Source organism: uncultured Sphingomonas sp., from assembly GCF_964021865.1.
Classification (GTDB): Bacteria; Pseudomonadota; Alphaproteobacteria; order Sphingomonadales; family Sphingomonadaceae; genus Sphingomonas.
Map to the genome: position 1 here is coordinate 1 of NZ_CAXIAM010000081.1, position 11346 is coordinate 11346.

Genomic DNA, 11346 nt, shown 5'->3' on the forward strand with positions numbered 1-11346 from the left:
TGGTGGATGTTGGGCGTGTCGTACCAGCGTTCGGGCAGCAGCCGCGTCACCGGCATCCGGCCGCCCCACAGCAGCGACAGCCGCACGCGCCAGTGCGCGAAATTGGGGAAGCTGACGAACGCATACCGCCCGATCCGCAGCAATTCGTCCAAAACCCGGTCGGGCGCGCGCGCGGTCTGCAACGTCTGGCTGAGGATCGCATAGTCGAAGCTCTGATCGGGATAGCCGGCCAGATCGATATCCGCATCGCCCTGGATCACCGACAGCCCGCGCCCGACCGCCGCCGCGACATTGCCGGGGTCAAGCTCCAGTCCACGCACGTCGGCGCCACGTTCGTCACGCAGCGCCGCCATCAACTCGCCGTCGCCGCACCCGATATCCAGCGCGCGCGCGCCGGCGGGCAGATGCGCGGCGATGATCGCCAGATCGGGCCGCAAACTCATCGGCCGGCGCTCAGGAAGCCGTGGATCACGCGGTCGAGTTCGGGCGAATCGAGCAGGAATGCGTCATGTCCGAACGGGCTCGACAGTTCGACGAAGCTCGCCGGTGCACCGGCCGCCATCAACGCATGGACGATGCTGCGCGACTCGGCGGTCGGGTACAGCCAGTCGGTATCGAAGCTGACGAGGCAGAAGCGCGTCGCGGTGGCGCGGAAGGCGTTGGCGAGCAGCCCGCCATGCTCCTCGGCCAGATCGAAATAGTCGAGCGCACGGGTGATGTAGAGGTAGCTATTGGCATCGAACCGGTCGGTGAACGCCAGCCCCTGATGCCGCAGATAGCTTTCGACCTGAAAATCGGCGTCGAACCCGAACGACTTCTGCGCACGCGCCTGCAAGCGTCGACCGAATTTCTCGGTCAGCCCCGCCTCCGACAGATAGGTGATGTGCGCCGCCATCCGCGCCACCGCCAGCCCGGCGGCGGGCGGGTCGCTGTCGTAATAATCACCGCCGCGCCAGTTCGGATCGGCCATCACCGCCTGCCGCCCGACTTCGTGGAACGCGATATTCTGCGCCGAATGCCGCGCGGTCGAGGCGATCACGACGCATTTCTCGACGCGCTCGGGGAAGGTCGCGGCCCAGCTCAGCGCCTGCATGCCGCCCATCGACCCGCCGACCACCGCCGCCAGTCGCGCGACGCCCAAATGATCGAGCAGCAGCGCCTGCGCGCGCACCATGTCGCGAATCGTGATGACGGGGAACGCCATCGCATAGGGCCGGCCGGTCGACGGATCGACGCTCGCCGGCCCGGTCGATCCCATGCACGAGCCGAGCACGTTGGTGCAGATCACGAAATAGCGATCGGTGTCGATCGGCTTGCCCGGCCCGACCATCCGCTGCCACCAACCCGGCTTGCCGGTGCGCGGGTGCGCGCTCGCCAGATGCTGGTCACCGGTCAGCGCATGGCAGACCAGCATCGCGTTGCCGCCGTCCGACGCCAGCGTGCCATAGGTTTCATAGGCGATCTCGACCGGCGCGAGCAGCGCACCGCCATCGAGCCTGAGCGGCCCGGGCAGCACGATACGCCGCGACAGGCCGAACCGCTGATCGAGCGAGGAAGGAGTGGTGAGCATCGAGCCGCCGCCTTTACCCGGCCCGCGGGCGGGGTGTCGAGATGCGTCGACACCCCCGGCGGCGCCGCCTGACCCGCGGTGGGCACGAGCGCGCCACGCCCCCGGGCCCGGCGACCGAACCGACACCATTTCCGCTTGTCTTGCTGGCGTTCAATCCATGTTGCGCGGTTCGTCCGCTACGTTGACCAATCGGTAAGGACTGCTGCCTAGCTCGCGACCAGGGGCATGGAGGCCATATGGGATTACTGGATTCACTCGCCGGCTTCATCGACAACGAAGGTCTTGCCGAGGCCTTCGCGGTCAAGCCCGACGATCCCGCCAAGGCGCGGCGCCCGCTGCTCGACGGTATCCAGCGCACGCGCGAACAATATGCGGAACGCACCCCCGGCACCGCCAAGGCGGGTGGCCGCTGGTGGCAGGTCCAGAACGGCATCGTCGCGTTCACGGTGAAGCTACCCGGCGGGTCATTGCCGCTCAACGGATCGGCGACCAACCATCTGCCCGAAGCGATGTTCGCTATGTTCCTCGACAAGCTGGAACAGGCGGTAGAGGCCGGCGAACTCGACGACGCGTTGAAGGCGCATCAGGAGGAACGGGCCAGATCGCAGGCGACGAGCATCGGAACGCCGCGCCGCAAGGAGCGCGGGGGCGAGCGCCATCCGGGCAACGACCGTGAGGACTGGGACTCGCTGACCTGGGCGCAACGCCAGAAGGTCAACGCGCTCTATCGCGACGGCCGCAACCCGGACGGAACGGTGATCGCCGAGGTCGGCTACAAGCCCGACGCGCCGCTCTAGGCGCACCCGGCCCCTTCCCCCCGCGGCGCGCGCGCGCTACCCGCATCGACCATGACGAACGCGCCCGCTCCCAAGCCCTGGATCATGGACATCGCCCCGTACATTCCGGGGCGCTCGACCACCGACGACGGGCGCACCGTCGCCAAATTGTCGTCGAACGAGAATCCGCTCGGCACCTCGCCCGCCGCGCGCGCCGCTTATGCATCGGCCGCCGACACACTGGAGCGCTACCCCGACGCCAGCGGCGCGATCGTGCGCGAGGCGATCGCGGCGCGCTTCGGGCTCGACGCCGCGCGGATCATCTACGGCAATGGCTCGGACGAGATCCTGCATCTCGCCGCCGGGGCGTTCGCCGGGCCGGGGGACGAGGTGATCTTCGTCCGCTACGGCTTTGCGGTCTACGAGATCGCGACGCGGCGCGTCGGTGCGACCCCGGTGATCGCGCCCGACCGCGATTACGCCACCGACGTCGATGCGATCCTCGCCTGCGTCACCGAACGCACGCGCGTTGTTTATGTCGCCAACCCCAACAACCCGACCGGCACCTTCGCGCCCGCCGCCGAGATCGCACGGCTCCACGCCCATCTGCCCGGCAACGTGCTGCTGGTGCTCGATCAGGCCTATGCCGAATATCTCGCCGACCAGGATGACGACGGCGGGCTGGAACTGGCGAAGACCGCGCGCAACTTGCTGGTGACGCGCACCTTCTCGAAGATCCACGGCCTCGCTGCCGAGCGGATCGGCTGGGGCTATGCACACGCCGACATCGTGCAGGCGCTGCACCGCATCCGCTTGCCGTTCAACATCACGATCGGTGGGCAGCGCGCCGCGGTCGCCGCGATCGAGGACCGCGCGTTCGTCGAACACACCCGCGCGCACAATGCCGAATGGCGGGCGTGGTTTGCCGAGGAGATCGCCAGGCTCGGCAACGCCGGGCTGCGCGCGATCCCGAGCGAGGCGAACTTCGTGCTGGTGGTATTCGAGGGCGAGCTGACCGCGGAGACCGCCTACAAGGGGCTGATGGACGCCGGCTATATCGTCCGCTGGCTGCCCGGGCAGGGGCTCGCGCAGGGATTGCGGATCACGATCGGCACCGCGGAGGAGACGCGCGGCGTCGCCGCGGCGCTGCGCGATCTGGTCGAGCGCGGTGCGGCCCCGGCGCACGTCGCTGCCCCCGACAAGGGCATCGAGCGCGGCTGATGCTGCCGTTTTCACGTGTCTCGATCATTGGCCTCGGGCTGATCGGCTCCTCGATCGCGCGCGCGGTGCGGCAATATATGCCGACCGTGCGGCTGACCGGGCATGACGCCGACGCGGGCGTGCGCGAGATCGCGCGGCGCATCGACCTGCTCGACGACGTTGCCGATCATGCCGGTGCGGCCGTCACCGACGCCGATCTGGTGATCCTGTGCGTACCGGTCGGCGCGATGGGTGCGGTCGCCGCCGAGATCGCCGCCGATCTGCCCGCCGACGCGATCGTCAGCGACGTCGGCAGCTGCAAGGCGTCGGTCGCCCAGGCCTTGTCGGCGGTGCTCCCCGCAGCGCGTGTCGTCCCCGCGCACCCGGTCGCGGGCACCGAGCAGAGCGGGCCGGAGGCGGGCTTTGCGACCTTGTTCCGCCGCCGCTGGTGCATCGTCACGCCGCTCGCCGACAGCGACGAGGCGGCGACGACCCGCGTCGAGGAATTCTGGCGACGGCTCGGCGCGGATGTCGAGCGGATGGCGCCCGATCACCACGATCTCGTGCTCGCGGTCACCAGCCATCTGCCGCATCTGATCGCCTATACGATCGTCGGGACCGCCGACGACCTGCAACAGGTGACGCAGTCGGAGGTCATCAAATTCTCCGCGGGCGGCTTCCGCGACTTCACGCGCATCGCCGCGTCGGACCCGGTGATGTGGCGCGACGTCTTCCTGTCGAACAAAGACGCGGTGCTGGAGATGCTGCAACGCTTCAGCGAGGATCTCAGCCAGCTCCAGCGCGCGATCCGCTGGGGCGACGGCGACGCGCTGCATGACCGTTTCGCGCGCACCCGCGCGATCCGGCGCTCGATCGTCGATCAGGGACAGGACGACGCCGCGGCGGATTTCGGGCGAAAGCACGACTGACTTTCAGCCTGGCCGTCATCCCCGCGCAGGCGGGGATCCAGAACCTCTGTCGTCTCACCTCAATCGCGGGACCTGCGCGCCTGGATTCCCGCCTGCGCGGGAATGACGAAAGGGGATTAGATCAACCCCAGTTCGTTCAGCTTGCCCACCAGCACCGGCGGCATCGCGGCGAGCCCGTCGGCGGCGTCGCCGCCCAGATCGACCGGCGCGTCGCCCGCCTCCAGATAGCGCCAGCCCTGATGCGCACGCCGCGGCTGCGCGAGCACCAGCCGCAGCTCGGGATCGATATGGATCGCAACGCGTCCGCCCTCCGCCTCGCCGAACGACAGGATCGGCGAGCGCGCGACCAGTTGGTGCTTGATGATCCAGAACAGCGATCCCTGCCCCGCGACTTCTTCATGCCGCTTGGGAAGATAGCGCGTGGTCAGGAACACCGGCCCGGCGGCGGCGCGAGCGCGTAACCGCTCGGCAAGCAGGTCGACGCTCGTCGCGCCGAACGCGACCTTGGTGAGATGAAGCGGCATGGATATGGCGATGTGGGTCGGCCACGCACCGCCCGCAAGATCAGCGCAGCGGCGTGTCGAGCAACCGCGCCATCTTCGCCTTCATCGCCCGGATCGTCGCCGCGGGCAGCGCCTGCAGGCTGCTCATCGAAATGCTGCGCGGGTTCACCGGCCGCCCGTTCTGCCACACTTCCCAATGGAGGTGCGGCCCGGTTGAGATGCCGGTCGACCCGACATAGCCGATCACCTGCCCGCGCGCGACGTGCATTCCCGCGCGCACCGCGAAGCGGCTCATATGGCCGTAGCCCGTCGCCAGCCCCCCGGCATGCGCGATCTTGACGAAATTGCCATAGCCGCCCGCGCGCCCGGCGGACTGCACCACGCCGTCCATCGCGGCGTAGATCGGGCTGCCGTACGGCGCGCCGATATCGGTGCCCTTGTGCATCCGCATGAAGCCGAGCAGCGGGTGCATCCGCATCCCGAACGTCGAGGTGACGCGCCCTGCGACCGGCATCCCCATCGTCCCGCGCCGCTCGACCTGCCCGCCGGGGTCCATCAGCGTGCCGTCCGCACCGTCGCGGTCGCCCCAGCGCACCAGCGTCACCTTCTGCCGCCCCTGATCGAGCCCGGCATATTGCAGCTGCCCGACCTCGATCTCGCCGGTCGCGGCGCGTTGCTGGTCGGCGACGATGTCGAACGTGTCGCCCGGGTCGATCCGCTCGATCGGCATGTGCGCGCCAAGCGCCTTGAGATAATTCTCCACCACCCGCGCCGGCACCCCGGCGGCACGTGCCGAGCGGTAGAGACTCGCCCCGACGATCCCGCGTACATGCAGCGGCGTGCGATCGATCGCGATCGGACGGCGCAGCACCGTCAGCCCCTCGCCCGCGCGCAGCACCGTCATGTTGAGGTCGAACGCCGCGCGGAAATCGAGCTTTTCCAGCGGACGCGGCTGGAATTTGGTCGGGCGTCGCCCGAGCGTCAGCGACAGCAACGTGCCCGGCCGCAGCGATGCGCCGCCGACCAGCGCCGCGACCCGCGCCGCCTCGCCGCCGCCCACTCCGGCGCGCTGCAACGTGCCGGTCAGCGTGTCGCCGTCGCCCAGCGCCGCGGTCAGTTCGATCTGCGGACGCTCGGGGGTCTCGCTCAGCGGCCGCACCAGCGCACCCGCCGCCATCCGCCGCCCGGTCGTCGCGCCCAGCGCCAGCGGCGCGAACGACTGCGTCCGCGCCTCCTCGAACGCCGCCTCGCCCATCACCGGCGCGCTGGCCCCGATCAGCGCCTGGAAGCCCGGTGACAGGAACCACGCCCCCGCGCACAAGGCGGTGCACGTCGCAAGGCCGCGCCACCACGTCCGGCTGCCGATATCGCGGCCGAGATCGGGCACCCAGTCGGTTTCGCGCGCGGCGACGCGCGCGCGATGCAGCCACGCGCGATCCGCGGGAGGCAGGACGACGCGGCCGGGCACGCCTGCGCCCGCTCCCGCCCATTCCAGCCCTTGTTGCTCACGCAAGAACACGCCGGCTTCTGCCCCGCTCTCGAAAAGCACGCCGCGAAAACAGCCTGCGTCCAGGCGCAGCGTTGTGGACGCGATTCGCTAAAGTCAAATTAACCGCGCACCTCGGAGCGCCGCGCTGCGGTGGAGCGTTGATCTGGGGCGGCGAAGTGGAGGCACCTGACATGCAGCGATTGCATCCCCGCGCCGCGCATCCGATGTAGGGCAGGTGATGGTGGCTTTCGACCGACCCCGCGTTACGGCCGTGCTGGGTCCGACCAACACCGGCAAGACCCATCTCGCGATCGAGCGGATGTGCGCGCACTCCAGCGGCATGATCGGCTTCCCGCTCCGCCTGCTGGCGCGCGAGGTCTATGACCGCGTCGTCGCAATCAAGGGCGCGGACCGCGTCGCGCTGATCACCGGCGAGGAACGGATCGTGCCGAAGGACGCGCGCTGGTTCCTGTGCACCGCGGAAAGCATGCCCTTGCAACAGGACGTCGCGTTCGTCGCACTCGACGAGGCGCAACTCGGCAGCGACCGCGAGCGCGGGCATGTTTTTACCGATCGCATCCTGCGCGCGCGCGGACGCGAGGAGACGATGATCCTCGGCTCCGAAGCGTTGCGCCCGGTGCTGCGCGCGCTGGTGCCCGGCATCGAGATCGTCGAGCGCCCGCGCTTCTCGACGCTCAGCTATGCCGGCGCGAAGAAGCTGTCGCGGCTCCCGCGCCGCTCGGCGATCGTCGCCTTCTCCGCCGAGGAGGTCTATGCCACCGCCGAGATGCTGCGGCGGCTGCGCGGCGGCGCGGCGGTGGTGATGGGCGCGCTCAGCCCCCGCACCCGCAACGCGCAGGTCGCGATGTTCCAGGCCGGGGAGGTCGACTATCTCGTCGCCACCGACGCGATCGGCATGGGACTGAACCTCGACGTCGGGCATGTCGCCTTTGCCGGGCTCCACAAGTTCGACGGCCAGCAACGCCGCCGGTTGCGCGTCTCCGAGATGGCGCAGATCGCCGGCCGCGCCGGGCGGCACCAACGCGACGGGACGTTCGGCGCGCTGACCGAGGAAGGCCCCGACGCCTTCGAGCCCGAGGAAGTCGCCGCGATCGAGGGGCATCGTTTCCCGCGGCTCGACTGGCTCTATTGGCGCAACGGCACCCCCGATCTGTCGAGCATCGACGCGCTCGTCGCCAGCCTCTCGGAGCGCCCGGATGATCTCGCCTTGCGTGCCGCGCCCGAGGCGCTCGACCTCAAGATCCTCAAGCGGCTCGCCGAGGAACCCGGCGTCCGCGACCGCGCGCGCGGCAATGTCGCACGGCTGTGGGCGGCGTGCGGCATTCCCGATTTCGCCAAGCTCGGGCTCGATCCGCACGCGCGCTTCGTCGGGCGGGTGTGCGGCTATCTGTCGCAGGGCTACATCCCGCACCAATGGTTCGCCGACGAGGTCGCGCGGCTCGACCGGACCGAGGGCGATGTCGAGACGATCGCCGGGCGCATCGCCGCGATCCGCAGCTGGGCCTATATCGCGCAGCGCCCCGACTGGCTCGCCGACCCGCAGACCTGGGCGGCGCGCACTCTTGAGATCGAGGAGCGGCTGTCCGACGCGCTCCACCTCAGCCTGACGCAGCGTTTCGTCGACAAGCGCACCACCGCGCTGGCGAAGAAGATCGGTGGCGGCGTCGGGGCGCTGCCGGTCGAGATCGACGCGCAGGGCGAGGTGACGATCGACACGCACACCATCGGGCGGCTCGACGGCTTCCGCTTCGTCGTCGCCCCCGATGCGCGCGCACACGACAAGCGCCTGCTGCTCGCCACCGCCGAGAAGCGGCTCGCGGGGGAACGCCGCCGCCGTGCCGAGGCGCTGATCGCCAGCGACGATGCACAGTTTGCGTTGGGTGCAGACGGAACGATCACGGTCGGCAGGCTTGCGCACTTCTCAGGCAAGCTCGCCTCGCAGACCCCGTTCGCCCTGAGCCTGTCGAAGGGCGTGCAACCGGGCACGTGCTTCGACAAGCTCAGCACGAACGGCGTGTGTGAGACGTCTTCTCAAGAGGACGCTTTGATCGTCGCGCGCCTCTCACGCGGCACATCGCTTGCACGCCCGCAGGTCGTGCTCGACGACGCCCTCGATTGCCTCGACCCGCCGCTTCGCAACCGCGTCGCCGAACGCCTGCGGCTCTGGACCGCGGCGGCGATCGCGCGCGCGCTTCCGTCGCTCGCCGCGCTGGCGGAGGCCACCCGCGCCGCCGAGGCCGGTCCCGCGCTGCGCAGCATTGCCGCTGCGATGGAGGCCGGCGCGGGCTTCGCGCAACGCCTGCCGCTGCGCGATGCGATCGAGGCGCTGGCGCCCGGCCAGCGGCAGTGGCTGCGGCGGCAGCGGATCACGATCGGCGCACTCGACCTGTTCGACCCGCGGCTGCTCAAGCCTGCCGCCCAAGCGTGGCGGCGCGCGCTGCTCGCGGCGTACGGCACCTCTACCCCGCCCGCGCCGCCGGCCGGCGCGACGACGCTGCCGCGCGGCGCGCCCGGCGCCGTGCCGGTGATGGGCTATCGCGCGCTCGGCGGACAGGCGGTGCGGATCGACCTCGTCGAGCGTGTCGCACGCGCGGCGCATGACGCACGCGGCGCGCATGGCCGCGCGCCCTTCGCGCCAGACCCGGCGCTGGCCGTGTCGATCGGGCTCGAACCCGCGACGGTCGCGCGGTTGATGGCCGAACTCGGCTTCCGCCCGGTCGCCACGGCCGACACCGCCCCGCATTACGTCTGGCGCGGACGGGCACGCGCGAAGGTCGTCGCACCCGATCCCGCCAACGCCTTCGCCGCGCTCGCCGGGTTGATGGGTCGATGACCGCGGCGGCGACGATGCGGCTCGACCGCTATCTCTGGTTCGCGCGTCTTGCCCGCAGCCGCGACGTCGCGCAGGCGCTGGCGTGCGACGGGCATCTGCGCATCGACGGGCGCGCGGTGGACCGCGCCCACGCGCCGGTCCGCGTCGGCAACATCCTCACCTTCTTCCACGGCGGGCGGGTGCGCGTGCTGCGCGTCGAGGCGCTGCCGCTGCGGCGCGGGCCTGCGCCCGAAGCGCAAGAATGCTATCAGGAACTCGCATTGTCTGTACCGGATTCGGCAGCAGGAGCGTTGACGCGCGATGCCGACGGCGCGAAAGCGGCGCGCGAGAAGTGAGGAATTAGCCGACCATGACCTATGTCGTCACCGACGCCTGCATCCGCTGCAAGTATATGGACTGCGTGGAAGTATGTCCGGTCGACTGCTTCTATGAAGGCGAGAACATGCTCGTCATCAACCCGTCGGAGTGTATCGACTGCGGCGTGTGCGAGCCCGAATGCCCGGCGGAAGCGATCCTGCCCGACACCGAAAGCGGGCTGGAGCAATGGCTTGAGCTGAACAACACCTTCTCGGCGCAATGGCCCAACGTCACGCGCAAGCTCGACCAGACCCCGCCCGACGCCGACGAGATGAAGGGCGTCGAGGGCAAGTACGACAAGTTCTTCTCGGCCGAGCCCGGCAAGGGCGACTGACGCGGATGCGGCTGTCGCGCCGCGCGCTGCTGGCCGGCGGTGCTGCGGCGCTGGCACCGTTGCCTGCGGTCGCGCGTGACGCCAGCTACCCGCCGCCTGATCGCGAGGCGATGCTTCCCGTCCCCGGCGGTCGGGTCTACGTTCGCATCAACGGCGATCTGAACGGCGCCCGCCCGCCGCTGGTCCTGATCCACGGCGGCCCTGGCGGCACCCACACCGGGATGCTCGACGCGCTCGCGCTCGCCGACGAGCGCGCGGTGATCCTCTACGATCAACTCGACAGCGGTCGCTCGGACTGGCCGCAGAACCCCGCCAACTGGCGCGTGCCGCGGTTCGTCGACGAACTGGAGGCGATCCGGCGCGGCCTGAATGTCCCGCGATGGCACGTTTGCGGCATCAGCTGGGGCGGCACGATCGCGCTCGAATATGCCGCGCGGCGACCGGCTGAACTGGTCAGCACCGTGCTCGGCGGCCCGTTGATCGCCACCAAAGCCTGGCTCGCCGACGCCGACGCGCTGCGCGCCGCACTGCCCGCGGCGGCCCGCGACACGCTGCTCGCGTGCGAAAGCGCATCGCCGCCCGCACCCGCCGCGTGCGCTGCGGCGACCGACGTCTTCTATCGCCGGTACAATCGCCGCGAGGACGCACCGCGCGCGATGCGCGATGCCACCCGCGCGCCGGGCAACCGTGGCAACAACCAGCGGCTTTACGAGACGATGTGGGGCAACAACGAGTTCGTTTCGACCGGCACGTTGCGCAACTACGACGGCACGCCGCTGCTCGCAAACCTGGACGGTGCGCGCACGCTGTTCATGGTCGGGCAGTATGACGAGGCGCGCCCGGTCACCGCGCTCGGCTTTGCGGCGCGGGTGCCGGGCGGGGCCGAGGTGGCGGTCATCCCCGGTGCCGCGCACGGGACGCTCGGCGATCGCCCGGCCGAGACGGTCGGCATCCTGCGGGCGTGGCTGATCCGTCACGACACGCATCCATTGTAAGAAAGTTCCGCCTCGTCAGCGACTCTGCCCTAAACAGACTGGAAATTTTATTGCCGATGGGTTATATAAGTCCGGCACGGGCGCTTCCTTAGCGTCCGCCGGAGACGTCCAACCTTTTTGCCCCGGTCTGACCAGCAACGCGGTGCTTGCGCCACGGGTCGGGTTCGTTGGGGCCACAACATTGGAAAGGCCACCTATGGCTGCCAAGGCTCTGCATTTCGATGTCGGCGATTATGTCGTTTACCCCAAGCACGGCGTCGGGCGCGTCATCGAGTTGCAGAAACAGGAAATCGCCGGGATGCAGCTCGAGCTGTACGTCCTGCGGTTCGAAAAGGAGCG

At 69.8% G+C, this 11346-nt stretch carries 12 protein-coding genes; 8 read left to right on the forward strand and 4 right to left on the reverse strand.

All coding sequences use genetic code 11. The features are described 5' to 3' along the window. On the reverse strand, window positions 1-443 hold a 443-nt coding region (gene metW, locus AADI75_RS15255; RefSeq protein ID WP_341209853.1), incomplete at its 3' end, for a methionine biosynthesis protein MetW. Next, complete coding sequence (locus tag AADI75_RS15260; RefSeq protein WP_341209854.1) at window positions 440-1570, reverse strand: homoserine O-acetyltransferase; 1131 nt, start codon at window positions 1568-1570, stop codon at window positions 440-442. The genes AADI75_RS15260 and metW, both read right to left, overlap by 4 nt. Before the next feature lie 236 nt (window positions 1571-1806). Between AADI75_RS15260 and AADI75_RS15265 the strand changes: the two genes are divergently transcribed. The 3 genes from AADI75_RS15265 (at window position 1807) to AADI75_RS15275 (ending at window position 4475) form a co-directional block, all read left to right on the forward strand. Beyond that, window positions 1807-2367 (forward strand): hypothetical protein, encoded by a 561-nt coding sequence (locus AADI75_RS15265; RefSeq protein WP_341209855.1) that lies wholly within the window; start codon window positions 1807-1809, stop codon window positions 2365-2367. Between the two features lie 84 nt (window positions 2368-2451). Then, the gene (gene hisC / locus AADI75_RS15270; protein WP_341209856.1) at window positions 2452-3567 is read left to right on the forward strand and encodes a histidinol-phosphate transaminase; all 1116 of its coding nucleotides are present in this window, start codon (window positions 2452-2454) and stop codon (window positions 3565-3567) included. Next, window positions 3567-4475 carry a prephenate/arogenate dehydrogenase family protein gene (locus AADI75_RS15275; RefSeq protein ID WP_341209857.1) on the forward strand — a complete coding sequence of 303 codons (909 nt, stop codon included), beginning with the start codon at window positions 3567-3569 and terminating at the stop codon, window positions 4473-4475. Before hisC ends, AADI75_RS15275 begins: the two co-directional genes overlap by 1 nt. 116 nt (window positions 4476-4591) lie before the next feature. On the opposite strand, the gene AADI75_RS15280 is transcribed toward AADI75_RS15275, so the two are convergent. Together AADI75_RS15280 and AADI75_RS15285 are read right to left on the reverse strand one after the other, a co-directional pair. Continuing rightward, a complete protein-coding gene (locus AADI75_RS15280; RefSeq protein ID WP_341209858.1) occupies window positions 4592-4999 on the reverse strand; it encodes a DUF1489 domain-containing protein in 408 nt (135 codons plus the stop codon). Window positions 5000-5039: 40 nt separating this feature from the next. Further along, window positions 5040-6497: a M23 family metallopeptidase gene (locus AADI75_RS15285; protein ID WP_341209859.1), complete on the reverse strand. Its 1458-nt coding sequence runs from the start codon at window positions 6495-6497 to the stop codon at window positions 5040-5042. Between the two features lie 208 nt (window positions 6498-6705). Here AADI75_RS15285 and AADI75_RS15290 point away from each other — a divergent pair, with 208 nt between their 5' ends. The 5 genes from AADI75_RS15290 to AADI75_RS15310 all read left to right on the forward strand — a co-directional run. Further along, the gene (locus AADI75_RS15290) at window positions 6706-9321 is read left to right on the forward strand and encodes a helicase-related protein (RefSeq protein WP_341209860.1); all 2616 of its coding nucleotides are present in this window, start codon (window positions 6706-6708) and stop codon (window positions 9319-9321) included. A 14-nt stretch (window positions 9322-9335) separates the two neighbouring features. Beyond that, window positions 9336-9656 carry a S4 domain-containing protein gene (locus AADI75_RS15295; protein WP_341209862.1) on the forward strand — a complete coding sequence of 107 codons (321 nt, stop codon included), beginning with the start codon at window positions 9336-9338 and terminating at the stop codon, window positions 9654-9656. A gap of 14 nt (window positions 9657-9670) precedes the next feature. Beyond that, complete coding sequence (gene fdxA / locus AADI75_RS15300; RefSeq protein WP_028967473.1) at window positions 9671-10012, forward strand: ferredoxin FdxA; 342 nt, start codon at window positions 9671-9673, stop codon at window positions 10010-10012. 5 nt (window positions 10013-10017) lie between these two features. Next, the gene (locus AADI75_RS15305) at window positions 10018-11007 is read left to right on the forward strand and encodes a proline iminopeptidase-family hydrolase (protein ID WP_341209861.1); all 990 of its coding nucleotides are present in this window, start codon (window positions 10018-10020) and stop codon (window positions 11005-11007) included. A gap of 196 nt (window positions 11008-11203) precedes the next feature. Further along, window positions 11204-11346 (forward strand): CarD family transcriptional regulator (locus tag AADI75_RS15310; RefSeq protein ID WP_341209863.1); only part of this gene is annotated, 143 nt, incomplete at its 3' end.